The 23,675-nt window shown below is 41.2% G+C and carries 23 protein-coding genes and 1 riboswitch; of the genes, 5 read left to right on the top strand and 18 right to left on the bottom strand.

Annotated features, from left to right (window positions below; genetic code table 11):
* Positions 1-24: 24 nt before the first annotated feature.
* From ACN20O_RS11400 to ACN20O_RS11360, 9 genes are all read right to left on the bottom strand, one after another.
* The gene (locus ACN20O_RS11400; RefSeq protein WP_102242422.1) at positions 25-435 is read right to left on the bottom strand and encodes an acyl-CoA thioesterase; all 411 of its coding nucleotides are present in this window, start codon (positions 433-435) and stop codon (positions 25-27) included.
* Between the two features lie 26 nt (positions 436-461).
* Positions 462-536: riboswitch (adenosylcobalamin-variant (AdoCbl-variant) riboswitch) on the bottom strand.
* A gap of 15 nt (positions 537-551) precedes the next feature.
* On the bottom strand, positions 552-1,040 hold the full coding sequence (locus ACN20O_RS11395) for a GreA/GreB family elongation factor (protein ID WP_491634054.1): 489 nt from the start codon (positions 1,038-1,040) through the stop codon (positions 552-554).
* Positions 1,040-1,555 (bottom strand): winged helix-turn-helix transcriptional regulator, encoded by a 516-nt coding sequence (locus ACN20O_RS11390; protein ID WP_491634053.1) that lies wholly within the window; start codon positions 1,553-1,555, stop codon positions 1,040-1,042. The genes ACN20O_RS11395 and ACN20O_RS11390 overlap by 1 nt, the downstream gene beginning before the upstream one ends.
* 130 nt (positions 1,556-1,685) lie before the next feature.
* On the bottom strand, positions 1,686-3,881 hold the full coding sequence (locus ACN20O_RS11385; RefSeq protein WP_491634052.1) for a hypothetical protein: 2,196 nt from the start codon (positions 3,879-3,881) through the stop codon (positions 1,686-1,688).
* A gap of 27 nt (positions 3,882-3,908) precedes the next feature.
* Entirely contained in the window at positions 3,909-6,002 is a 2,094-nt protein-coding gene (locus ACN20O_RS11380; protein WP_491634051.1) for a hypothetical protein, read from the bottom strand.
* 165 nt (positions 6,003-6,167) lie between these two features.
* Entirely contained in the window at positions 6,168-6,974 is an 807-nt protein-coding gene (locus tag ACN20O_RS11375; protein WP_491634050.1) for a tRNA-uridine aminocarboxypropyltransferase, read from the bottom strand.
* Between the two features lies 1 nt (position 6,975).
* Complete coding sequence (locus tag ACN20O_RS11370; RefSeq protein ID WP_491634049.1) at positions 6,976-7,311, bottom strand: arsenate reductase family protein; 336 nt, start codon at positions 7,309-7,311, stop codon at positions 6,976-6,978.
* On the bottom strand, positions 7,311-7,940 hold the full coding sequence (locus ACN20O_RS11365; protein ID WP_491634048.1) for a class I SAM-dependent methyltransferase: 630 nt from the start codon (positions 7,938-7,940) through the stop codon (positions 7,311-7,313). Before ACN20O_RS11365 ends, ACN20O_RS11370 begins: the two co-directional genes overlap by 1 nt.
* A gap of 12 nt (positions 7,941-7,952) precedes the next feature.
* Positions 7,953-8,648, bottom strand: coding sequence for a YkgJ family cysteine cluster protein (locus ACN20O_RS11360; protein WP_491634047.1), 696 nt, complete (start codon positions 8,646-8,648; stop codon positions 7,953-7,955).
* Positions 8,649-8,770: 122 nt separating this feature from the next.
* On the opposite strand from ACN20O_RS11360, the gene ACN20O_RS11355 reads away from it, so the two are divergent.
* Both ACN20O_RS11355 and ACN20O_RS11350 read left to right on the top strand, forming a co-directional pair.
* The gene (locus ACN20O_RS11355; protein WP_491634046.1) at positions 8,771-10,663 is read left to right on the top strand and encodes an ABC-F family ATP-binding cassette domain-containing protein; all 1,893 of its coding nucleotides are present in this window, start codon (positions 8,771-8,773) and stop codon (positions 10,661-10,663) included.
* A 75-nt stretch (positions 10,664-10,738) separates the two neighbouring features.
* Positions 10,739-11,173 (top strand): hypothetical protein, encoded by a 435-nt coding sequence (locus ACN20O_RS11350; RefSeq protein ID WP_491634045.1) that lies wholly within the window; start codon positions 10,739-10,741, stop codon positions 11,171-11,173.
* Here ACN20O_RS11350 and ACN20O_RS11345 read toward each other — a convergent pair whose 3' ends face one another.
* A complete protein-coding gene (locus ACN20O_RS11345; RefSeq protein WP_491634044.1) occupies positions 11,174-11,821 on the bottom strand; it encodes a hypothetical protein in 648 nt (215 codons plus the stop codon).
* Positions 11,822-11,935: 114 nt separating this feature from the next.
* Here ACN20O_RS11345 and ACN20O_RS11340 point away from each other — a divergent pair, with 114 nt between their 5' ends.
* The gene (locus ACN20O_RS11340; RefSeq protein ID WP_491634043.1) at positions 11,936-12,685 is read left to right on the top strand and encodes a hypothetical protein; all 750 of its coding nucleotides are present in this window, start codon (positions 11,936-11,938) and stop codon (positions 12,683-12,685) included.
* A gap of 30 nt (positions 12,686-12,715) precedes the next feature.
* Here ACN20O_RS11340 and ACN20O_RS11335 read toward each other — a convergent pair whose 3' ends face one another.
* The 7 genes from ACN20O_RS11335 to rho all read right to left on the bottom strand — a co-directional run bounded on the left by ACN20O_RS11335 (position 12,716) and on the right by rho (position 19,866).
* Positions 12,716-13,771 (bottom strand): hypothetical protein, encoded by a 1,056-nt coding sequence (locus ACN20O_RS11335; RefSeq protein WP_491634042.1) that lies wholly within the window; start codon positions 13,769-13,771, stop codon positions 12,716-12,718.
* Between the two features lie 101 nt (positions 13,772-13,872).
* The gene (locus tag ACN20O_RS11330) at positions 13,873-14,217 is read right to left on the bottom strand and encodes an HIT domain-containing protein (protein ID WP_491634041.1); all 345 of its coding nucleotides are present in this window, start codon (positions 14,215-14,217) and stop codon (positions 13,873-13,875) included.
* A complete protein-coding gene (gene murA, locus ACN20O_RS11325) occupies positions 14,217-15,476 on the bottom strand; it encodes a UDP-N-acetylglucosamine 1-carboxyvinyltransferase (protein ID WP_102242407.1) in 1,260 nt (419 codons plus the stop codon). Before murA ends, ACN20O_RS11330 begins: the two co-directional genes overlap by 1 nt.
* Before the next feature lie 10 nt (positions 15,477-15,486).
* Positions 15,487-16,377, bottom strand: coding sequence for a N5-glutamine methyltransferase family protein (locus tag ACN20O_RS11320; RefSeq protein ID WP_491634040.1), 891 nt, complete (start codon positions 16,375-16,377; stop codon positions 15,487-15,489).
* A gap of 22 nt (positions 16,378-16,399) precedes the next feature.
* Positions 16,400-17,467 (bottom strand): peptide chain release factor 1, encoded by a 1,068-nt coding sequence (gene prfA / locus ACN20O_RS11315; protein ID WP_142410074.1) that lies wholly within the window; start codon positions 17,465-17,467, stop codon positions 16,400-16,402.
* A gap of 11 nt (positions 17,468-17,478) precedes the next feature.
* On the bottom strand, positions 17,479-18,609 hold the full coding sequence (locus ACN20O_RS11310) for a DUF1385 domain-containing protein (RefSeq protein ID WP_491634039.1): 1,131 nt from the start codon (positions 18,607-18,609) through the stop codon (positions 17,479-17,481).
* Between the two features lie 9 nt (positions 18,610-18,618).
* On the bottom strand, positions 18,619-19,866 hold the full coding sequence (rho, locus tag ACN20O_RS11305; protein ID WP_491634038.1) for a transcription termination factor Rho: 1,248 nt from the start codon (positions 19,864-19,866) through the stop codon (positions 18,619-18,621).
* A gap of 283 nt (positions 19,867-20,149) precedes the next feature.
* Between rho and ruvX the strand changes: the two genes are divergently transcribed.
* Positions 20,150-20,608, top strand: a complete 459-nt coding sequence (ruvX, locus tag ACN20O_RS11300; protein WP_491634037.1) for a Holliday junction resolvase RuvX — start codon at positions 20,150-20,152, stop codon at positions 20,606-20,608.
* 1 nt (position 20,609) lies between these two features.
* Here ruvX and ACN20O_RS11295 read toward each other — a convergent pair whose 3' ends face one another.
* On the bottom strand, positions 20,610-22,508 hold the full coding sequence (locus tag ACN20O_RS11295) for a hypothetical protein (RefSeq protein WP_491634036.1): 1,899 nt from the start codon (positions 22,506-22,508) through the stop codon (positions 20,610-20,612).
* Between the two features lie 106 nt (positions 22,509-22,614).
* Between ACN20O_RS11295 and mltG the strand changes: the two genes are divergently transcribed.
* Positions 22,615-23,673: an endolytic transglycosylase MltG gene (gene mltG, locus ACN20O_RS11290; protein ID WP_102242401.1), complete on the top strand. Its 1,059-nt coding sequence runs from the start codon at positions 22,615-22,617 to the stop codon at positions 23,671-23,673.
* Positions 23,674-23,675 lie beyond the last annotated feature (2 nt).

Genomic DNA, 23,675 nt, shown 5'->3' with positions numbered 1-23,675 from the left:
GGCCCCTAAAATGGGGCCTTAAGATTATGCTAAAACCTTCGTTGGTCTTTTATTTTCATCAATGGCCACAAAGGTGAAATCCCCTCTGACAGCAAGCTCTCTTCCTTCTCCATACATGTCTTCAGTGAACATTTCCACTCCAACAACCAGGCTGGTCTCACCGACTCTTTTAACTTTGGCGACTAGTTCAGCAATTTTCCCTGCAGGGATTGGCCTCTTGAAATCAATTCTATCAGTAGACACGGTGACGACTCTCAATCGAGAAAAACGAGTGGCACAGATAAAAGCAATTTCATCCATCCAGGATAAGGCCGTCCCACCAAACAGTGTTTCATAGTGGTTCGTAACATCGGGAAAGATTGCTTTTGTTTGCTTGGTGATTGAGTTTTCAATCTTAGCAGAAATAAGGGCAGATAATGAGAATGGCTCAGTCATAAATTCCTCCGCGGGATAAAATGGAGATAAGAATAAGGATCGGACTTTACCGTTGCGGGACAGTGCTGGAATTTCACCAGACTTCACTTACTTTTATCTATGGTTAATTTCTTGGATTAATATACTTCGACAATGTCGTACTGTCTTGTCTCTTTTGGAGTTTCGACTTCAAAACTCTCCCCGACACCAAGACCTAAGGCCGCATCGCCAATAGGAGAAAAAACCGAAATCACGAGAATGGGATGATTGTCGATCATCAGCATCGACCCGCCAGACGTTGTAGATAGGAAATACAATCTCTCCTGGCCATTGCAATTAATCAGACCCAGCGAGCCTAATTGAAGCTTGCTCGCCGGCTCAATCTGAGTGGCCAGGTCTTCGAGCATTTGAATGTCCATTTTGATTTCTTCGACTCTTTTACTTTGAGCACTGGCAAGATACCCAGCTTCGATAGCACGAGTGTCGTACTTTCCTTCCGACTTAAGATCGTCAGCAGTGGCCAAATCACGAGTGGATTTGGCCGCGCCTTCAACTTCTTTTAATTCTGTATTTAACTTTTCAATTAAAACTTCAACAATCTTTTTTTTATCAATGTTTTGTAGCACTACTGAAGCCCGTTTTCCTCTTTTGGATTTTTCTTATCAAAAGTTTCTCTCGAAGTGATGATCGTTGTCCAGTTTCCTTCGATCCAGGTAACAATTTCTCTCATAGGGTTCAGAATGCTCACACCCAATTCTGTAAGTTGGTACTCAACTCTTGGTGGAACTTCAGCAAACATCTCTCTTGAAATAAGACCGTCTCTCTCAAGATTTCTAAGAGTCGCTGTCAGCATTCTTTGTGAAATATCCGGAAGGCTTCTTTTTAGCTCAGAAAAACGTGCACGCTCGCCTGGCATTCTTGCAAGAGTAAGGATGAGAAGCACGCTCCACTTGTCTCCCAGACGGCTTAAAAGCTCTCTTAGAGGGCATACACCATGGCCTTCGCTGTCCTTCTTATCTTTACATGTGTTTTGTACGAAGAAGTCCTTACCTGATTGTTCCGTAGTGGCCATTTTAGCAGTATTAATTGTATTAGTTTCCGCTACTTCTGGCGTTGAATGACTATAAGTATCTAATTTCATAATAACCTCTCATTTTAGACTCAGTTCCTAACGAGAGCTTAGTATACAATCGTAACCATGTAAAGAGGGTTTGAAAAATAGTTCGCGCCGCAAACTAAAAGCCCCTCAAATGAGGGGCTTATGAAGTATTTTATTCTTTTGCTTTGGTCGGATCTTGGGTCTTAACTTTCTCAAACAGTCGTTGGTAACCTGTGCGTTGGTAGCGGTTTGAGATGAGTTCAAAGATCGATGTCGATGAGTCTTTTGAGATCTCATTTGATTTTAAATCGTAGTCATCCATTGATGAACCAGCGGTTTTTTGAGTTTCCTCTGCCGCAAGCTCACCCTCGTTAGCACCTTTTTGTCCATCGCTTAGACCACCAAGTCCCAGGTCTGATTTCTCACCTGAACCAGCAGCACCGATATCAACAATATTTCCGGCCTTAATTGGATTTTTCTTTAACTCTTCTGCTTTATCATCACCTTTTGCTGAAGCAGTTGATCCCACTGCAGAAGCTCCAGAACGTCCACCATACATTGAAGCGTACATTTCTGCGGCCGTTGAGTTTGATTTCTTTAAAGCGGCATTCACGCCTTTTTCAATAGAGTCAGATAAAGACTTACCCTGTTGTGCCAGATTGATTTTGCTCTTTTCTTTCAGCAGACGATCAGCTGCATTTTTTTGCGCTTTCTCCATAGCACTTCTTAGAGCATTTGCCTGTCCTGCAAGATTAGAAGCTCCTTCCAGAGACCCCTTAGTAATCTTGCTTGTCCCATTAAAGCCGTTTGCATTCTTTAACAGTGTTGAAAGCTGCATTTGTGATTCAGCATTAAGTCCGTTGTAACTTGGAAGGTTCTTAACCGACTCATCAAATGATTTACAATTTTTTGAATCTGATCCTGTATAACAAGGCAATACAGTCCCATTCCCCATTTTCGATAGATCAACTTCATCGTAATTTGCACCACTAATGGCGGCATTTGCACTAGGCTTAATAGTCGATTGAATCATTGGTTTTTGTGTCGCCAACTGACTTCCAGTCGCCCCAAGAGTTAACGACTTCATTGATCTTAGGATCGTATCGATTTTTTTGATATTAGCATCAATCTGACTGATAACATTATCTGTAGCTGTTGTTGCTGCGAATGTTAATCCGGCCAAAACTCCCCACGCAATAGCACGCTTTTGTGGGATCAATAAGAATAAGTCAATCGATGGTCCAAGCGTTGCAGATGTAGTAAGAAGAAAAGTAATAGCAGCTTTAGAAGCAATCCCCATTGCACTAAAAAGTTCAGCATGGGCCGAAGGGAAAATGACATCAAAAGCCTTATCAAAATAATTCGTTAAGAAAGTTTTATTTTTCTTAATTACGCTTGCCATCTCTTTAGCATCCATACGGTTTTGCATGTAATACTTTTTCAATACTGGAGGCAAGTCATATTGATTCATACTACCGGCAGGAGCAACTAATCCGGCCCCACCACTAGTGGCAATATTATTAGTTGGAATTAGTCCCTGACATGCCCCCTGTAACGAGCCATTTGCCGCTCCTGTATAGGTCGTACATGAACCAGTTAGAGCAGCTAATTCACCTTGAAGAGCTGTCCCTTGAGTTGTAGTTGTCGCTAGACCTTGAGCTGATGGACCAGAGGCCTGTCTCGCCATTTCATAGGTCATCAATGATTGCTGATATTTTGTCACAGCGGCCGTACATGTTCCCACCTCCGTCATACAGCGAGCACCTTCTGCGGCGGTATAAGTTCCAGCAAGTAAACCTTTACATGTGGCAGTGACTGGACCAGAAATAGTACTAAGAGCTGTTGTAATTCCTGAAGAGCAAGTTGTCAGCGCGGCCATATCACCTGCGGCCATTGTATAAGCAGTTACTGCCGCCGCGGCGAAAGCTGCTGCTGCTGCCATTTGAAGCATCTTCTTAGTACCCGCTGTTTTCTTGGCCTCTTCATAAGATTTTCTCAATCTTTCCAGGGCCGCAATTTGCTCTTGGTTAATATTACCATTTTTATCTCTGGTAATTTCCTGCTCCATACCTTTCATAACTTCTTTAAGTTTCAGATAGGCCAGAACTTCACCTGCGATAAAAGCAGCACCACCGGCGGCAGCAAGCATTACGTCAGTCGTCATCTTATAAGAGTAAAGACGTGAAGCGATTGTCCCGACAGCAGTCATGGTCAATGTTCCCATTAAGTCTTTGTCACTAATGGCTTCAGTTTTTACAGATTCAGCCTGTGCAGACTGAAGGATTGCCCCTTTGTAACTGAAATCAACCAGCATCAAAGAGCCGGACAGAACTGATACCAAACACACTTTATAAAAAAACTTCAACATACGTGCCTCGATCTTCTTAGAGAGAACTTAGTTTTTAACTGGTTCTTCCTCAAGAAGTTTTGGGTAACCTGATTTAATATATCTTCTGGTAATTAATTCAAATAATGACGGTCCATTTTGACCGTTGATTTCATCGGTCTTAACATCGTATTGGTCAGCTCCTGAAACCTGAGGCGCCCCTAGGATCGTTGCATCACCAACGGCTGAATTATCTTTAAATTCTAACTTTAGACCAGAGTCTTCTTTTTCCTTTTCTGCCTCACCTGTTGGAGCAGTACTCACAACATTGCCTTCAAAGGCTCCAAGTTTCTTAACGTCATCTCCTGCATTTTTATTTGCCGAAGAATCAATCGGTGTTCCACCGATACTTGCCATCATGCCGGCAGCACTCATTCCTTTTTTATCAAGTCCTTTTTTTACACTTGCTTTAACACTGTTGAGAAAATCGTTTTTTCCTTTCTCAAAGTTAATTTTTCCGTTAGAAATTTTCTCAAGTTTAGATTGCTGGCCTTTTAAAACTTTTGCGATCGCATTTTGTTTATTTCCTAAAGCTTCAGCAGTCGTTAATGTCGATCCTGAAACTCCAGTTGAACCACTTAATCCATCTGCCATTGTTGTACTCTGAGTAGCGATGTCTTTAAATGAGTCAGGAAGGCCCGCAAATCCAGGCATTGATTTTAATTGATCAGTCAGGCTAGCACAGTTTTCTGTACTATTATTGGCCATACACTGCGATTTAGTTTTTCCAGTAGCTGAGTATGATGCTGAATTAATCGCAGGATTAACTGTCTTAATAGCAATTGATTGGTTGCTTAAATTTTGTGCCTTCACACCTTTTGTCAGCTTCTCCATATCGCCAAGAATAGCATCGATCTTTTTGATATTATCATCAAGCTTACCAATAACATTGTCAGATGACTTCGAAGAAAGGTAAGCAACTCCGGCAAGTGCAGCAAAGGCAATCGCGCGGTTTCTTGGAACGAACATATAAAGGTCAACTAGCGTTGCTGTCTCTCCAGTAATTAAAAAGAAGCTTGCTGCAGTCGCAGCACTTAAACCAAGCATTGGAAGCCAGCTCGCCTTAGCTTGAGGAAAAAAAACATCTAAAACAGTATTTAAAATCGTCTCACCTTTTAGCTCTACTGATTTAGCGTCTTCATAAGTAAATTTAGGAGCGTTTCCTTTATAAAGGATTTCATCTAACAATTGATTTGTACTTCCCAGTGCAGCAGGGTTGTATGAAAAAACCTGATTCATTGATTCCATTTTAACCATTGCTCCACAAGCTGCAGCAATAGAAATACCTGCTGCTGGAGGAGTGATTGATCCTGGAAGCATATCTTCACAAACAGGCATATTTGCTTTCATTTGTGCAGGTGAAATTTCTTTTTGTTCAAGTAATGATGGACCAGGTGAAGTTCTGGCCGCCTCAAATTTTACAACGTTTGCTTTATAGGCCGTAACCTCTGTCGCACACTGTGCGCAGTAAGGACGATAAAATGAAGTTTGCGGAGTATTTCCTTCAGGACATGTTCCAAGATTTGTTAAGCTAGTTGTTGTTGCCTGAAGACAAGCCGCTGCGGCCATGGATTCCTGAATGGCATTGTAAGTGGCAACAGCTGCTGCTGCTGTAAAAGCTGCGGCCGAAGCAAGTTGAAGGGTCTTTTTCGTTTTTGTCGTCTTCTTTGCTTCTTCATAAGATTGACGTAAATCTTTCAATCTTTGAATCTGCTCTTCATTAACAGTACCATCACTCTTCTTAACAACCGTTTCAGTCATCTCATCGATCGTACCTTTGAATTTAACGTTAGAAATAATCTCACCGGCGATGAAGGCAACCCCTGCAGCACCCGCCAGAATAACGTCGGTCGCACCACCAAGAATTTTATAGTTCTTCAGCATTCGTCCGGTAATAAAACCAGCGGCCAACATCCCTAAAGAAGCTAACATATCAGTGTCAGAAATTTTTTCGAATTTGTGAGTTTTAGTCGCTGAAATAACGCCTTTACTATCCGTCGTTACCGTTGCCTTTGTTTCTGCAAAAACAGCTGCGCTATTAAACATTAAAAGCGACCATGTCAGGATCGAAACTAAAAATGTCTTATAAAGGTGTTTAAGCATACGGGTACCCACCACAATGGTTATTTATATTCTATTTTACATTATAAACGGTTAAGGGCTTAAAAGATGGAAGGTAATATTGACCTAAGTCTTAGAAATTCAGTCAGATATGTGTAGGATTAGGAGGTTAGCAAATGCCCATATTTGTGGCCATCAGGGTCTTTATTAAGAGCAGCGGTCAGGAAGAATGACACTTCGGCTTTTTGTCAGCCACTTCTTGGCCTTCACACGGTCTTCTTTTTTAGAATAACCCAGCTTCGATCCACGTTTATAAGAAGATCTGTTTGGGTCTAAAGCACAGTCCATTTGAAACTTGATCATGGCCTTGAAAACATCAATAAGATTGTCTTCGGCCCCAGCGGTATTTTCAACTCCACGTCGGCTGCACTCTTGAATGAAGAAGTGGATCGACTCCAGAGTTGAAAGGCAATAATCGGCCGGCTGTTCTTTAATTTCAAAAATAGAAGTGTGTTTGGCCGTAAAGGAGATGCGCGGGAGAGACTGGATATTTTTAGACTCTCTCATCATTTTTTTAGCGCAAGGCCAGGTGCCATCAATGAGAAATAGAACGATGGTTTTATTCTCATCAAGAAGCTTATTTAAAGGAGCGACGTCGTGCTCAGAAATATTGAGTGAACGCTCTCCCGGATACATAGTGAAACAGTAATTATTCGGGTCATTAATAAGAGCATTGACCTCTTCATTTTCAGTGAAGTCCACACCCATTATCATGTGTGAGTTTTTAAGTGTGGCCAGACAGATTCTTCCCGTCCCCTGCTTTTCTTTTTTAGCTTCCATTGGATGCATCAGGATAACGAACTTCATCTTGGTATCGAAGGGTTTAATCTGTGGGCACAGACAATACTTTTGCAGACGATGGCATTTAAAACAAAAATCTTCCTTGGCATTTTTACTTTCTAAAAATGCTTTTTCTCTTTCTGCTTTAATCTTGAGGTAGGTCGCCTTATCCAAACTAGAACCCGCCGTAAGTTTCTTCGTCAAAACCAATGGCGAGCGTTTTGCCGTTTTTTTCTAAGACTGGTCTTTTGATCATTGAAGAATTTTCAATCATGAAATCAATTTTCTTCGCTGGAGTCAGGGACTCAAATTCATCTTTTACTTTTTTGTAAGTCGTTCCTTTTTTATTAGCGGGTAGCTCCCCCATAAAATCGGCCCATCTTTTAATCTGATCTTTTGTTGGTGGTGTTTTTTTGAAATCCACAAATTCGTAAGCAATTTTTTTCTTATCTAAAAAAGTGCGTGCCTTCTTAACAGTGTCACAATTAGGAATTGCATACATGGTAAACATTAATAGCCTCTCTTTCTGAAAATCACGACTGACTTGTGATCGTTGTAGATCATATCGAGATGATAGGTTTCCGCCAGGTAATTAAGTGTTTTCTCCTGGTAGAATGCCACATGAGTTGGGTCGTTTTTATACCACCACTTTTGGAAATCAATAGACTCGACGTAAAACTGAGTCATGATTCCTAAAAGACCTCCGTCTTTAACTAGCCCAACTAAAAGCTCCCAATCTTTTTCTGGTGTTTTGAAGTGCTCGACAACTTCAGTCGATGTCACCAGATCATAAGTTTCAGGGATGAGCAGATGAGCATCCGGGAAAAAAATAGGATCGTAGTTTTCGACGTCACCGCCTTCATCTTCCAAAAGAAGTGAGAGTGTTGGTCCCGGGCCACATCCAAAATCGAGCGCATAAAAATGAGGGGGAAGAAATTCTTTTAGTGGATTGAGGAGCTTACCTAAAAAATCGCGGTATCCCTGGTCTTCGCTATTGTTTTGGTGTTGAGCATAGCGATCGTGATCGTCTGAAGCACTCAGAAAGTCAGCTGGATTTTTAAACACCAGTGCACATTCCGGGCAAATAAAAGTACCGGCAACAAAAGATGTTGAATCAGAGTGACATAAGAGGCAATCCATTGGGGATTTTTACTATAGTTCGGTGTCTTTGGAAACTGGTTTTCGCCCAGTCAAACGATCGAAAATACTCTTGAAAAAGCCGTTATCTTCTCTGGCGTTTCTTTCTTTTAATACCTTAGAGAGCATATAGGGCAAAGTTCCGCTTTCGGCGACAGCAAAAGCTGCGACAATGGCCATATCGGCTTTGGGAGTTTTAACTAACCGAAGAGGTCCCTGGGCCTGTGAGCTGGTATCACACTGAGAGGCTTCCCCTACAACTGCATTGGTGCGGCAGACAGAAGGGCGGTCTTTATACACTTTGCATGCTCCGTTTTCATCGAGGAAAACACATGCGCGGTCTTTGTATGAAAGTTTAAAGAAATCAGCAGAATCGTTGCCTGCTTCACTCTGAAGACTCAAGCGATTGTAATCAATCACGACCCCTTCATCAATGTTGTGCAAGAGCAGCTCGGCCTCATCTTCCGTCACACTCACTTGAGTATGACAGCAGCCAGTACACCCTGCTTTACAAGGGACAAATTGCTTTAAAAGAGGATGAGCGAAAACTTCTTTATTGTATTCATCAACAACGTTGTGAACAAAACGGGCCTTCTCGAGTTTACTTTTGATTTTATTTAGGTGCTCTACCACCGAATTGGTGATGTTCATGAATTCGGGCTGATTTCGAAGCAACTCAAAAGTATTTTTTGCGATTGCTGGAATGTTCATACTCTCTCCCGCAGGGAGCCACCCTTAGAGGTAACCTAACTTAATAGTAGCACGCTATAGGAATCTCCCTGCGCAACTGGGAATTAATTGCCGATTGATATTCAACTCATTATAATCGCAGAATGAGTTTACTTTGCAGCATCAAAAACATTCACCTTACCTTTGGAACTAAAACCATTTTTAAAAATGCCCAGCTCTCTATTTCAACAGGAGACCGTATTGGATTATTAGGTCTAAACGGGAAAGGAAAATCGACGCTGTTTAAGATTCTCTCTGGAGAGGTGGTTCCAGATCACTCTACGCCTCCTTTTGAATTTAATAAGGCGCGCGGAGATGGAGACGACTCAAAACGCTTCACTCTTTTTTATGTCCCACAGGAACTTCCAGTCGCCGGGCATGAGAATGTCTCGATTAAGGACTACTTTTTCGTTTTTTATCCAGAGCTAAAAGCGCTTTATGAAACTCACCTCGACGAATTCGAGAGGCTTCACGGATGGGAGTTGATTCAAGATTACGAATCGTATTTAAAATATTTCGGCCACGAGAATTTAGACAAAAAGATCACTGACCTTTCCGGTGGTGAACAAAAGAAAATTCTTCTAAGCCTTGGTCTTTCAAGTAACGCCAATCTCATTTTATGGGATGAGCCTACCAACCACTTAGACATTGAAACCATCAAGCTCTTTGAAGATGAGCTTAACTCGACTTCAAAAGCTTTTATGCTTATCACTCACGACCGCTACCTGCTTTCTAAACTAACGAGAAGAATTCTGCATATTCAGCACGGACGTATCGAAAACTTCGACGGCTCTTACACTGACTACCTAGGCTTCCTGGAAAGATCAGAGCAGGCCAAGATGAGTTTACTCAACAAGCTTAAAAATAACCTTGAGCGCGAACAAGCGTGGATGCGCCAGGGAGTTAAGGCCCGCGGGACAAGAAGTAAAAAGCGCGTAGAGAACTTCCTCGATTTAAAAGACCGAGTTTCAACAATTAAGAGTGAAGCCAAAAAGACCCTCGATTTAAGCTTACAAAAATCTGGCAGACAGACAAAAGTTCTCGTGTCCTTCACTGATCTTGATTTTGAGTATTCAAAATCAAAAGTTCTCTTTGAACAAATCAGCGGAGAAATCCACAAAGGTAACAAGATTGGTCTTCTAGGCCAAAACGGTGTGGGAAAAACCACCCTGTTAAAATTAGTCAAAGGTGATCTTGCTCCAACTGGCGGCAAGATGAAGACTGCTGATAATTTACAAATCCAATACTTCTCACAAAAGCGCGACGAGCTCGATATCGACACAACTCCTTACCAATTGCTCGGCGATGGAAATGATTTCGTGGCCCTTCCAGATGGATCTAAAAAACACGTCATCTCTTATTTTGAAAGCTTCCTTTTTGACCGCGACGATATCAACCGTCCACTAAAAACGTTTTCCGGTGGAGAAAAGAGCAGGCTTCAACTTGCTTTTAACTTAACAAAGCCGGGTGATATTCTCATTTTCGATGAGCCTACCAACGACCTCGATCTTGAAACAATCCAGATCCTGGAAGAAAAACTCGCTGAGTTTCCAGGCGCTGTCATCCTCATCAGTCACGACCGTGCTTTCTTAAGTACAGTAACGAACAAAGTCTGGCTGATTGATGAAAAGAAACTGCAAAACTTCGAAGGTGGATACGATCAAGTTTCTCCTTACCTTGATGCTTTAGAGATTGAAAAAGAACTCAGAGAAAGCTCAAAAGACTCTAAAGAAACGACTCCGGCCCCCTCTGCCCAACCAGCAGCAGCTCCAAAGGTGAACAACAATAAAAACAAGCTTCGCCTTGAAACAATCTACACCGACATTGAAGCGACTGAATCCAAGGTTAAAATCATTGAAGAAAAGATCGCAGGCCTGGACTACACCAAGCTCGCCGATCCTAAAAATGGCGAATTAAAGATCCTGACAGACGCCCAAAACGTTCTGGAGGAAAGACTCCTGGCGCTTTATCAAGAGCTTGAAGAGCTCGAAAAATAAAATACCCGACTAATTTAATCTTTTCCTTTTTCATTTCGATAAGACTTATAGAGAAATTTTTCTCTGGAGTTCACGATGGAAAAAAAGATTTGCGCTCTATTATTCGCTTTCACTTTTATCACTCTTTCAAGTGTTGTTCACGGACAACCTGATAGTATTCATCGTGGCCCATCAGTGGAACCGGTAGTTGAAGTTGATATCGAAGATGCAAAAAAAGTTGATTCAGGATATGACTTCGCTAAAAACGAGGCCCCTACTCCAAAGCGTTTCCCGGCCAACATCGTTGCCAAAGCAGAAGCAACAACTCCATCTAATTACGTCGGCCCGCTTATTTTCTTAATCGCTCTTCCTATTGCTCTATGGATTATGATTTCAAAAAAGTTCAGCAAAAAATCTGATGAGAAGGCCGTTGGATACTATCCAAAAACTCAGCAATTCAAACCATACAAAACGGACTATCAGCAAAATTCTGAAGACGACGATGACGTCGATTTCCCAAAGGCCTCTTAATTATTTTTGGTCCTGATTAAAAGTCATCCACTTCCCCTGTCCTTTGTAGATAAAGACAGTGCTGGCATTTCTATGCTTGATAATGAGCTCTTTAGTCTCATCGCGGTTTAGGTCTTCAAGATACACTTCATAATTTCTTTTGTGATAATGCCCTTTGAAGGTTTTCACTTCATCAAAGAAACTTGAGCCCTTAAAGATACTCAGAGTTTTTAGATCGCGGTTATCAATCGTGATGGCGTAAATGCGTGCCGTCCCCTGAAAATCGATATACTTGCTTACACCTTCGTAATAATAAAGGAGCAACACATCTGTTGCTACATTGAGAGTCTTAAGTTCAATCCTGAAGAGTTCTGAATCATAACCTTTGTTTTCAAAAATATGGCCGAAGATTTTATTCTTCTCACTATCAAAGATCTCGATCCAGTCCTCATTGTCTTTTTTTACAAAGACAATCTGCTCTTCTTTTCCATCGCGGTTTAAGTCCAGTGAGTAATAGGGAGTGTGGACGCTCCAGGAATACTTGCGTGCATCTGACTTGCCTTTTTTATTGAGCTCTCCGGAAAAAAGCTGCCTGAAATAGCGCTCGTCTTGCGCCAGGACCTGCCACGACACAACACAAACAATCAATAAACTTAGCAACTTATTCATATATTCAAGTCTATACGAACATCGAATCACGAGCAATTTCGCACATTTTTCCTAGCCAAGTGGCGGATTTCCTTAGTAAAATGCTTAAATTCTATAAGACTTTTAGGAAAAAACATGGATTTTAATCTCCTCTACACTAAGAATAAGGAACAAGGAATCGTTCGCTCTTTCAAGCACAACGAAACTCCAAGTTCAAAAATCATCGACATCAACGAAGCTAAAAACCTTCCACTGCAAGGATTTATCTTTTCTGAAGAACTAAAAAATGATGAATTCCTGGTTGGCCTTGAAAACGAATTAAAATTCTATCCTATCCGCTCAAGTGCAGAGTTCAGTCTTTCAGCAGAAAGATTCGATAAATTAAGCTACGACGAAGCAAAACCTATTTTTGATAAAATGCGCGAGAACTGGATTCTTCAAAACAACATCTCGCTTATCGAAGAGCTTTTTAAAGTCAGGACTCACCTCCTTGGTCTATTTCCAAATGACCGTTCAGGATTTTTTGAAGAATTATGGTTTATCCTAAAATCAAACCTAGGTGCAACAAACCTGAAGCTGATCTATAACGACATGATCAAAGCGAAAAACGAAAACGAAAAAAACAAACTTGTAAAAGTTAAAATCGTTGGCGATCGCTTCCCTGAAATGACATCAATTGATGATATGGATGAAATGGTTTTAAAGAGCTACGAAAAAGATTTCGGAAACATTTTTGAAATCACTGATTACAATAAAGACAAAGGCCAGCTGGTCATTTGTGCTTCTATTAAGAAGTCGCCAGTTCTTATCATGACTAATATCTACCAATTGACCAGACTACAAAAAGCTATTCTAACTTCCCTTTTTGAAGGGCTAAACAGTTAATAAAAAAATGCAGCCGAGGCTGCATTTTTTTTATAATTTAACGTCTTTTAACTTCTCACCTCTTCCCAACATTTTTACTTTCAAGCTAATCGATGATTTTGAAGCGAGAGTGATATACCCTCTAGGGACAGAAGCACAATAAGTAAGCTCTTCTACATTTTCTGAAATCCTATATGTCGGCAAGGCCTTCTTTTCCAATTCCACTCTAAGTGTGACAGAAACATCCAGGGCCTGTGGGGCCAAGTGAAAAACTACTGAACCAGGAGCAAGCATTTCAGCAGTTAAATTTCCCATTTTAATGGTCTCTCCATCTAGTTTTAACCCAACTCCTAAATCATCCAAAGAAGGATTGGCAATCTTGTCAAAGTTTCCTGATGGAACACTTTTTTTGTACTCACAACGCCCACAGGTACCGGCCTCAATCAAATCTCGGGAACACTTAATGGTCGGTCCGGTAAAAAGTTTTGTGATATCTCTTTCTTTAAAAAACTCATAACTCATACTCAAAACCATTTCTTTATAGCTTTCCACATAAAAGGCCGATCTTTCTTTTAAGTCTTGAAGATCAAAATTCTCCTGATAAAATTTTTTGTCGTTTTCCATCAAGTCTTCATAATTTACGCTAATCAAGTAAAGAGTATTTCCCTCTTCAGTGTAACGCCCATTGGGATTGATGAGTTTAAATTTTCTTTGAGCTTCAGCAGTGAGTTTTAATTGAGATGTGATTTCAGGAATCGCGACTTTGCGAGGAACAAAATAAATCTCCAGCCTGTCAGTGAAAGAAACAATGACCTTGGCCATGGTTCGTTCATTGTGTTCATAAAAAGCGCGGTCGCGCTCACTCATGTCATAACCTAGAAGTTCATCACCTTTTTTAATCTCAAAATTTGGATTGTTTGAAGGAAACTTTGTCTCTACGATTGAGTTGAGAGCTTTGTTTCTAAATACAGAACTTCCTTTTTCGTGAGCAATCACAATAAAGCTTCTCTGCTCTGAAGTTGAGACGACGGAAGGAGCGCTGATGATATTGCTTTTTTTTCCGCAGGCACCAAGAAGTAAACATAAGAAGAAGAGTACATAAGGCATAAAAATCTCCTGTGTTTTTTGAGAACACAGAAGATTTAACAAATGATCGACTTATATTAAATTAAAAATACGGTAAGCAATCAGTCATTTTCAAAAATGAACTAGCTACCGAAACGACCCAATTTCTCTCCACTTAAAACGTGGAAATGGGTGTGGAAAACCGTCTGACCGGCATCTTTACCAAGATTTGTAACAACTCTGAATCCGCCTTGATCAAGACCTTGGGCCTTCGTGTACTCGGCAATTCCCTGATAGACTTCGCCAATTGTTTGCGGGTCTAATGACATATGATTAATATCTGACGAGTGGTTTTTGTGAACGAAGAGCAAATGGATTTTTGCCTGTGGAAAGATATCCACAAAGCCAATCACGTTTCCTTTTTCATAAACTTTCGTCGAAGGAATTTCGCCCTTTAAGATTTTACAGAATAAACAATCAGCACTCATTATGTCGGGTTCCCTGGAACGCGTTTAATCTTCGCTCCTAAAGCTGAGAATTTATCTACTAAACGCTCATACCCTCTATCAAGGTGGTAAACGCGCTGGATTTCTGTATCTCCTTCAGTTGCCAGAGCTGCGATAATTAAAGCAGCACTTGCACGAAGGTCAGTACACATTACTGGGGCCGCTGTTAACTTCTCTCCACCTTGGATGAAGGCAGATTTACCTTTAAGAGTGATATCTGCTCCTAAACGAACAAGCTCAGGAACGTGCATAAAGCGGTTTTCAAAAATATGTTCAGTGATAACAGAAGCGCCTTTAACTTGCGTACAAAGAGCAATCATCTGGGCCTGAGCGTCTGTTGGGAAACCAGGGAATGGTGCTGTATCAATTAAGCAGCCTTTAAGTTCACTCTTGAAAACCTTAATTGAATTTTCACCAGTGACAATCTTTGCGCCCATTTGCTGAAGGACTTCAGTTACGAAATCTAAGTGGCGAGGATTCACTCCAAGGATTTCAATATCAGATCCAGTTGCAAGTGCGGCCATTAAGTAAGTCGCAGCTTCAATACGGTCTCCAATTGCTTCGTAAGTCACTTCTTTAAGTTCTTTAACTCCAGTAACAACGATTGTTCTTGTTCCGATTCCTTTTACGTTTGCTCCCATTGCATTTAGGAAGTGAGCTAGATCATCAATCTCCGGCTCTAGAGCAGAGTTCTCGATCGTCGTTACACCATCGCTAAAAACTGCGGCCATCATTAGGTTTTCAGTCGCTCCAACTGATGGGAATGCCAGAGTGATGTGAGTTGCTTTCATCTTGTCTACTTTGGCATCAACATATCCAGAGTGAACATTGATTTCGCAACCAAGTTTTTCTAAGTTTGTTAAGTGAAGGTCAATTGGTCTTGTCCCAATCGCACATCCACCAGGAAGAGAAACTCTCGCTGCTTTTCTTCTCGCTAAAAGAGGTCCAAGAACGAAGATTGAAGCACGCATTGTTTTTACAATGTCGTAAGTCGCTTCGTGCGAGTTTAGAGTTGAAGCATCAAATGTTGTGATGTCCCCTTCTTTCTTGATAGTTACACCAAGGTTTGAAAGAAGTTTAATCATCGTTTTAATATCCTGAAGTTCAGGAATGTTTTTTAAGTGAATAGGTTTATCTGAAAGTAGTACAGCTGCTAAAATTGGCAGGTAAGCGTTTTTTGCTCTAGCGATTCTCACTGTTCCAGAAAGTTTTGCAGGTCCAGAGATAATTAATTTGTCCATGATCCTTCCTTTATTTTTTTAACTTTAAAAATCTGTTTCTTTGAGTGTAATCCTGAATCACAACGGCTTCGCTAAATCCTACGGATTTGGCCATGGCCGAAAGATGTTCAAGATGGTGTTCGTGTCCTTCGATCAATGATACACCTGTGGCCGATAACTTTTCATAAATACTTTCAAAAAATTCTCTAAACCATTGGTCATACGAATCATCTTCCAGGAAGAGGGCCAGGTGTGGTTCAAAAGACGCCACTTGTGGGTGCACCTCTTTCATGTCCGCTTCTTTTTTAATGTAAGGAGGGTTTGAAAGAATCAGGTCGAATTCGCCAGTAATATTGGTAAAGCGGTCACTAAGAACGAAGTCGATCTGGTGAATGTTCGAGAGCCCGTAACGTTGGTTAAAGTAGTTTTCCTTGGCGATTTTAAGCGCTTTTGGAGAAATATCGCTGGCAACAATTGAAAGAGCAGCGCTCTCTTCAGTCATAAGCGAGAGGGCAATCGCCCCTGTTCCCGTTCCAATATCGGCCACACGGCATGGCCTTTTGCGGTAGTTTTTCTTAATTTCCTGGGAAGCAAGCTCTACCAGGATTTCAGTTTCACTGCGCGGGATAAGTGTGTCGCTGGTGACTTTAAAAATTGAGCGATAAAAATAAGCGTAACCTGTGATGTATTCCAGAGGTACACCTTCTTTAAGCTTTTCGAAAAAAATAGTCAGTGGATGTGTGCGGTGAGGAAGATAAGGGAAATCAAAAATCTCCTCTGAATCAATCCCGTGCAAGAAAGCATGAAGATTAATGTCTTGGCGAAGTCGGTGCAACGTAAGCCCCGGATAGTTTTGCATCAGATTCTTTTTTTCTGAATCAAAAAATCCCTTTAGGTAATTATCTAAACTGACAATACTCACGCGGCACTCGCTGGATTAGGATTTACTCTTCTTGTCCTTTCATTAGCTCGGCCTGGTGATGGGCAATCAGAGCATCTGTAATGTCACCTAAATCGCCGTTCATAACCCCTTCAAGGTTGTGAACAGTCAGTCCGATTCTATGGTCAGAAATTCTGTTTTGAGGATAGTTATACGTTCTGATTTTTTCAGAACGATCCCCTTCACCGATTTGTCCGCGGCGTTCAGAATCGATTTCATCTTTTTGCGCTTTAACCATTTGCTCGTAAATTCTCGAGCGAAGGATCTTCATCGCTTTTTCTTTGTTTTTTAGCTGAGACTTTTGGTCCTGGTTAGCTACCGACATCCCTGTAGGAATGTGAGTAATACGAACCGCAGAGTCCGTCGTGTTAACCGACTGACCACCCGATCCACCAGAGCGGTAAACGTCGATACGAAGATCGTTCGGGTTAAGTTCAAATTCTACCTCATCAACTTCCGGCATAACGGCAATCGTGATTGTAGAAGTGTGCACGCGTCCCATTGTTTCAGTTTTAGGTACACGTTGAACGCGGTGAACTCCCGCTTCCCATTTAAGTTTTGAGTAAACTTTATCACCTGTTACAGTGAAGATAATTTCTTTTAGGCCCTGGTCTCCTTCAGACATTGAATCTACTTCAATCTTGAATCCCAGGTGGCGGAAATAGTTTTGGTAAAGGCGGAACATATCAGCTACGAAAATCGACGCTTCATCTCCACCAGCTCCAGCTCTCATCTCCATGATAACGTTGCGGTCATCTAATGGATCTTTTGGCAGGAGAAGAACTTTTAGTTTCTCTTCCATTGGTGGGATTTGCGCTTCAAGTTCGGCCAGTTCCATCTTCGCCATTTCACGCATGTCTTCGTCTTTTTCATTGCGAAGAATTTCTTTAGACCCTTCCAGGTCTTCTTTCATTTTTTTGTATTCTTTATAAACGTTTACAACCTCTTCGATGTTAGATCTTTCAGAAGAGATTTCTTTGAATTCTTTCTGACGATCATAGATCGACGGGTCTGCAAGTTTTTCTGTGAGTTGCTCATAACGATTAACAACTGCTTCTAGTTTATCAAACATTGACATGGATATTAGCCTTCTAAAAAGTCTTTAAGTTTAAAGTTACTGTTTTCAATATCAGCAAGTGTACGAAGATCGATTTCGTCCACAGTGATCGTTTTTGAGCTCGCGTCCTTCAAGTTGTATTTTTCTTCTAAGAAAAGCACCGCTTTGATTGAAGCTAGAGCGATTTCCAATTGTTGGTCATCAGGCTCTTTTGTCGTTAGTTTCTGAAGCATTTTTCCAGGGTAGCTTAAGAATCTTCCAAAAGCTGAATCCGGATTTTTCCCCAGGAACTTAATTAGCTCATAAGAAATACCTGCGATCGGGAATGTTAAGGCCACTTTAAACAGGATTGCGTAAAGGTGCTTTAAGATAACCGGAGAATTTGATCCTACCGGAATGATCGCGAAAATAATGGCAAATAGAATGATTGAAACAAACATTAAGAAGAAAATAAACGTCGTTCCACAACGAGGGTGGAAAGTCGGGAATTTTCTCGCGTTTGCAATCGTCAGTTCTTCACCTGCTTCAAATGTCGAAATCGATTTATGTTCAGCACCGTGGTACTGGAACACCTTTTTAATGTCTGGAATGAAGCTGATAAGCCAGATATAAGTTAAAAAGATAAAAGCTTTAATCGTTCCATCTACAGCGTGGAATTGCCAGCTCTGTAGATCCCAAGTGGCCCCTGAGTATTTTTCAATAAGAGCAGTTGCTGCGTGAGGAACGAAAACGAAAAGCCCAATACCGAAAAGGAAAGAAACCGCGATTGAAAGGAAAGTCTCAAGACTTACCTTCTCTTTTGATTTTTTTGTCTTTTCGTATTCTTCTTCTGTCTGCCCTTTTTTAAGAGCTTCTTTTTTGTTCTCTTCATCCATCGCGATGTTGGCCGAATAATTCAGCGACACAATCCCGTTGGCCATCGTTTCAACCAAAACTAAAACACCTCTTAGAAACGGCTTCTTCAAAAAAGCGAGCTTATTTGAAAGACCGTACCATTGGTCGCGTCTTAGGCGGATTGAACCATCCGGCTTTCTGACAGCAACAACGAAGGCGTTTGGAGATCTCATCATTACGCCTTCAATGACGGCCTGGCCGCCAATTGAAGCGTATTGTTTTGAAACAAGAAGAACTAATTTTTTAAGCAGCGCTTTTTTCATACTTTACTCTTATGAGTTCATTGAATCCAGGAAGTCCGAGTTTGATTTTGTCTTCGTTACACGGCTCAGGATAAATTCCATAGCGTCGATTGGCGCCATTGGGTGAAGAACCTTGCGAAGCAGGTACGATCTTTGTAGATCGTTTGGTGCCATAAGCAGGTCTTCCTTACGAGTTGAAGATTTGTTGATATCAAGAGCTGGGAAAATTCTCTTTTCAAGAAGTTTTCTATCAAGCTGGATTTCAGAGTTACCTGTACCTTTGAATTCTTCAAAGATAACTTCATCCATTCTTGAACCTGTATCGATAAGAGCTGTAGCGATGATCGTAAGAGATCCACCACCTTCGATGTTACGAGCAGATCCGAAGAATCTTTTTGGTTTGTGAAGAGCGTTTGAGTCAACCCCACCCGAAAGGATTTTCCCTGATGGTGGAACAACTGTGTTGTATGCGCGGGCAAGACGAGTGATCGAGTCCAGAAGGATGATAACATCTTTGCCAGCTTCAGTTAAACGTTTTGCTTTTTCGATAACCATCTCAGCAACTTGAACGTGGCGAGTAGCAGGTTCATCGAACGTTGAAGAAACAACTTCAGCGTTAACGTTTCTTCTCATGTCAGTTACTTCCTCTGGACGTTCGTCAATTAGAAGAACGATCAGAACAGCATCTGGATGGTTAGTTGTAATAGCGTTAGCGATATCTTGAAGAAGTACAGTCTTACCAGCTTTTGGAGGAGCTACGATAAGACAGCGTTGACCAAACCCTTGTGGAACAAACAGGTCGATAAGACGAGTTGAGTAGTTTGTCGGGTGGTACTCAAGGTTGATTTTCTTTTCTGGGTAAAGCGGAGTTAAGTTATCAAAGAGAACTGTCTTCTTATGTTTTTCAGGAGACTGTCCGTTGATTTCATTTACTTTAACTAGGGCGAAGTATCTCTCACCTTCTTTCGGTGGTCTGATTTCACCTTCTACAGAGTCCCCTTTTCTTAGACCGAATTTTCTGATCTGAGATGGAGATACGTAAATATCATCGGCACCCGGAAGGTAGTTATAAAGTGGTGATCTAAGGAATCCGAAACCGTCTGGTAGAATCTCAAGAACGCCGTTTCCGAAAATCGCTTTATCATCTTTTGCTGTCGCTTTTAAGATAGCGAAGATGAGTTCGTGTTTCTTTAAGTTACTTGGGTTTTCAATCTGTAACTCTTCGGCCATGGTCGTGAGTTCGGCAATTTCTTTTTCTCTAAGATCGTTAAGATGCATTTGAAGGTGACTCCTGTTGCGGTGAAAATTATTTATCTAAATGTTGATTGAATTTTAATGAACGAAAATAAGACCGAATTTTGAAAAACCTCATGGTGTTGAAAATTTCGGGGATTGTTATTAGCGGGAAGGTATTTGTAAATATACATCCAATATTATCCTTGTAGGGAAAACTGTCAAGATAAATGGCCTGAAACACGCTTTTTTTCGAGTCAAAATCATGACCTAACCCCTTAAAAACAGCTTCTTTACAGAGATTGCGCCGTAAGATATACCCCAGTGCATGGAAGATTACTCTTTTTACCCCCGCTACCAACAATTCATTGCAAAGCGAATCCTGGCGATTGATTTTGGCAGCAAGGTCATTGGGACGGCGATGTATTGCCCGGGACATGACCCTTTTCCCTACGCTTTTGAAAAAATCATCTACCGCTCTCACGAAGAATCCATCAAATCAATTCAAGGGCTGGTTGATAACGAAGGCATCGACATCATCGTTTTAGGTGTACCTTATTTCGTTGATGGCAAAGAAAGCGATAACACCAGACGCATGAAAGAGTTCGGCGCTCTTTTGCAAAAAGCTTGTCCAGATCAGATGTTTTTTGAGCAGGATGAAACGCTGACAACCAAAGCGGCAGAGGACAGAATGAAAAACTCTCCTCAATTCAACTTCAAGGTTGATGTCACTAAAATCGACTGCGTTTCAGCGACCATCATCCTCGAAGACTTTATCAAATCTTAACTTATTTACAGCTTCTTTCGTAAACGGTTTCGTACGTTTTTAAGTACTGAACAATCCCGTAAGCGTCACGGTAAAGTTCCAGCGCTCCTTTACATCTCTTCTGGTACATTTCCAAAGATGTTATTGAACGATCGAGTTTATCTTGTAGATCTTTTCTCGTCATATCCGCTCCCTTCGCTGGAAGCTTCGCTAACTTTTCTTCAAATTCAGTAATAAACTTTCTGGCCTTCGAAATACTTTCAGCATCAGAGTACATTGAGGCCTGGACATCAAAACCGTTGGCCTTTTCCAGTTTCTTCATCAGTTCTTGTGCTTCTTTAGTTCTTGCGCGCTTTTTTGCTTCAAGCGCTTCACCAGTTAACTTTTCGTCGATTTCCATCGGCTTGTACTGAACAAGTTTATCGTCTTTAAAATTGTTTAAAACGGCTTTTCTGCCTGGAGAATCAACTACGGCTTGAGTTGGTGTTTCCACCGGTTTTACGGCAGGAGTTGTCGGTTGTGGCTTGGCCACTTCTGTCATTGGTTTCGTTGCCGCTGATTCCACTTTCTTTTCTACGGCAGCAGCGACCACCGTTTTAATACCATTTTCTTCATTTGATTTCGCTTTTAGGATTTTAGCGATTTGATCATCAGTAAATTTCGCTTCTTTTAAAAGCGCTTTTGCTTTATCTGCAAATCCAGCGGCCGAAGACTTCCCTAATTCGTGAATCGCCACCATCGCTTCTTTCTGCGATTCAGTCATGGCAACAGCAATAGTTTTTTCAAAATGTTTGACCATCGCATTTTTAAAGAACGGATCGCGGAACATTCCGGTAATACCATTTTCCATTAACTCGCGGGTTTCGCTCGGAGAAAGGCCAGCTTCTCTTAAAATACGCGCCTTCTTCGAGATATCCTCCTGAGTGTATGAATAAAAACCGCGCCCTTCTTTAATCCCTACTTCATGGGCTTCCATGATCGCTTTCTTTTCTGCTTCCGAAAGCTCACGTTTTAAAACGGCCTGAGCACCTTTTAATCTGTCTTTAGTTAAAAGAGCTGCTGAATCTTTTAGGTCTGCTTTATTTCCAGAGGCCACTGCTCGTTCGATATTACCCAAGGCCTTTTTAGATTTAACCACCATGCTGATTTTTTTCGCCGCCATCAGCACACCACCACCTAAAGCAGCATCAGCTAACAATGAAGTCACTCCCGCACATACCATTTCAGCTTTTACTTTTGGCGTGTAACACTGATAGACAGCGCCGGCCTCTTTCATCGCCGACTTCAGAAGCTCCATCAGAGCTGGACCTTGTTTTTCCGTTTTAAGTGCAGTTGGTTTTTTTCCAGTTAAAATAGCGGCCTGGCGCTCACGCATCATCGTATTCTGATAATTTTGATAGCGGTTAAAAACCAATTTTTCAATTTCCGAACAAGGAGCCTCTTCAAGCCAGCGCCCTAAAAATTGTTCTGTTAATTTGAAACGCGAATCTTCAATTGTTAAGTTGAAAGCATTTAAGATCTCTCTTTTTTTCTCAATGCTCTGGTTACACATTTGAGTTTCACTAAAACCTTTGGCAATGCTCTCAGCAATTTTTCCCGGTAGTTTTCCCAGGTCCACCAATTGCTCGCCACTGATTTTTAATCCATTCCAAACACAATCACTCAAACTCACATTAGAAAGTTTATTGGCCTCAAGAGATTTGCTGTCGCATTTAATGACTTTGTATTTTTCTTTATCTTCAAGTTCTGATTCTAATTTTGCACACTGATACTCTTCTCGAGTCGCTGCGCACGCCAAACCTGCTGCATCTTTGGCAAAGTTCTCAACACCTGTTTGTGGTTGAACTGCAGGACATGATGGCCGAGCAAAGACATTGGATATTGAAAGTATCATTATAGTAACGGCCAAAATAATCTTCATTCACTTTCTCCAGCCTCCATTCTAGGGCCGAACGAACATACGCAATACTAGGAATTTATGGCCATTCGTTGTAAGCCCGGATGATATTCATTAACCTCTAGATATTATGAAAAAAAATCTATTATTTCTTTTAGGTGCCCCATTATTTGCCTTATTGTTAGTAGGACTTAGGATTTATTACTCTGCCTACATTTGGAGATATGAAGGACCTGACACCTTCTTTTACATCAAGCCGAGCGAGAGCTTCTCATCTATTAATGCCCGTTTAGACAAAGAAAAACTTATTTCTTCTCCAAGACTCTTTCACCGCCTTTCTCAAATGAGAGGAGTGATGACCAAGTTTAAATCAGGACAATATCAGATTAAGACTGGATCAAACCTGATGGATGTCTACAATACTTTTATCAATGAAAAATCCTTGGCGATGTACTTCACTGTGCCCGAGGGAAAAAACATGTATGAGATCGGTCGTATGCTAGAAGAGCGATCAATCACGACCTATGATCAGTTTATTGAATTATGTAAAAGCCCGGCCTTCGTTCAAAGTTTAGGAATCAAAGGTGCAACTGTAGAAGGATACCTCTACCCCGAAACTTATGACTTTGCCCCAGGACTTCCGGCAGAAGATGTCATCAAAACGATGGTGAGACAGTTTAATAAAAAAACAACGGGAGTTGATTACTCTTTGGCGGGAATGAGTAAAGAAGATGTCATCACTCTTGCTTCAATGGTTGAAAAAGAGACTGGAGATAAGAGTGAAAGACCGCTAATTGCCGGAGTATTTTTAAATCGCCTGAGAATTAAAATGAGACTGCAGTCAGACCCGACGACGATCTATGGTATTTATGAGACTTATAATGGAAACATTACAAAAAAAGATCTACTGACTCCAACTGACTACAATACATATACAGTTAAAGCTTTACCAAAGGGGCCGATTGCCAATCCAGGAATTGAATCAATCAAAGCGGTGCTACACCCTGCTCAACACAAGTATCTCTATTTTGTGAGTCAAAACGACGGAACACACATTTTTTCAGAGAGCTATGGGGCCCATCAAGAAGCGGTCAATAAATGGCAGAAGAATGCGAAGAATCGTGAAGGCAAAAGCTGGCGCGATAAAGATAAGAAACCTGAAGTTCCACAGGCGCCAGCTCAACCGTAAAA

The organism is Bacteriovorax sp. As-1 (assembly GCF_058446905.1).
This window is presented reverse-complemented; position numbering and strand designations above follow the sequence as displayed.

Excerpts from the sequence above, each read along its gene's own strand:
- ACN20O_RS11340 (WP_491634043.1), top strand. The coding sequence starts at position 11,936 with ATGGATTTTAATCTCCTCTACACTAAGAATAAGGAACAAGGAATCGTT.
- ACN20O_RS11385 (WP_491634052.1), bottom strand. The coding sequence starts at position 3,881 with ATGTTGAAGTTTTTTTATAAAGTGTGTTTGGTATCAGTTCTGTCCGGC.
- mltG (WP_102242401.1), top strand. The coding sequence starts at position 22,615 with ATGAAAAAAAATCTATTATTTCTTTTAGGTGCCCCATTATTTGCCTTA.
- rho (WP_491634038.1), bottom strand. The coding sequence starts at position 19,866 with ATGCATCTTAACGATCTTAGAGAAAAAGAAATTGCCGAACTCACGACC.
- ACN20O_RS11295 (WP_491634036.1), bottom strand. The coding sequence starts at position 22,508 with ATGAAGATTATTTTGGCCGTTACTATAATGATACTTTCAATATCCAAT.
- murA (WP_102242407.1), bottom strand. The coding sequence starts at position 15,476 with ATGGACAAATTAATTATCTCTGGACCTGCAAAACTTTCTGGAACAGTG.
- ACN20O_RS11335 (WP_491634042.1), bottom strand. The coding sequence starts at position 13,771 with ATGCCTTATGTACTCTTCTTCTTATGTTTACTTCTTGGTGCCTGCGGA.
- ACN20O_RS11370 (WP_491634049.1), bottom strand. The coding sequence starts at position 7,311 with ATGTTTACCATGTATGCAATTCCTAATTGTGACACTGTTAAGAAGGCA.
- ACN20O_RS11400 (WP_102242422.1), bottom strand. The coding sequence starts at position 435 with ATGACTGAGCCATTCTCATTATCTGCCCTTATTTCTGCTAAGATTGAA.
- ACN20O_RS11355 (WP_491634046.1), top strand. The coding sequence starts at position 8,771 with ATGAGTTTACTTTGCAGCATCAAAAACATTCACCTTACCTTTGGAACT.
- ACN20O_RS11330 (WP_491634041.1), bottom strand. The coding sequence starts at position 14,217 with ATGAGTGCTGATTGTTTATTCTGTAAAATCTTAAAGGGCGAAATTCCT.
- ACN20O_RS11390 (WP_491634053.1), bottom strand. The coding sequence starts at position 1,555 with ATGAAATTAGATACTTATAGTCATTCAACGCCAGAAGTAGCGGAAACT.
- ACN20O_RS11380 (WP_491634051.1), bottom strand. The coding sequence starts at position 6,002 with ATGCTTAAACACCTTTATAAGACATTTTTAGTTTCGATCCTGACATGG.
- ACN20O_RS11360 (WP_491634047.1), bottom strand. The coding sequence starts at position 8,648 with ATGAACATTCCAGCAATCGCAAAAAATACTTTTGAGTTGCTTCGAAAT.
- ACN20O_RS11310 (WP_491634039.1), bottom strand. The coding sequence starts at position 18,609 with ATGAAAAAAGCGCTGCTTAAAAAATTAGTTCTTCTTGTTTCAAAACAA.
- ACN20O_RS11345 (WP_491634044.1), bottom strand. The coding sequence starts at position 11,821 with ATGAATAAGTTGCTAAGTTTATTGATTGTTTGTGTTGTGTCGTGGCAG.
- prfA (WP_142410074.1), bottom strand. The coding sequence starts at position 17,467 with ATGTTTGATAAACTAGAAGCAGTTGTTAATCGTTATGAGCAACTCACA.
- ACN20O_RS11350 (WP_491634045.1), top strand. The coding sequence starts at position 10,739 with ATGGAAAAAAAGATTTGCGCTCTATTATTCGCTTTCACTTTTATCACT.
- ACN20O_RS11365 (WP_491634048.1), bottom strand. The coding sequence starts at position 7,940 with ATGGATTGCCTCTTATGTCACTCTGATTCAACATCTTTTGTTGCCGGT.
- ruvX (WP_491634037.1), top strand. The coding sequence starts at position 20,150 with ATGGAAGATTACTCTTTTTACCCCCGCTACCAACAATTCATTGCAAAG.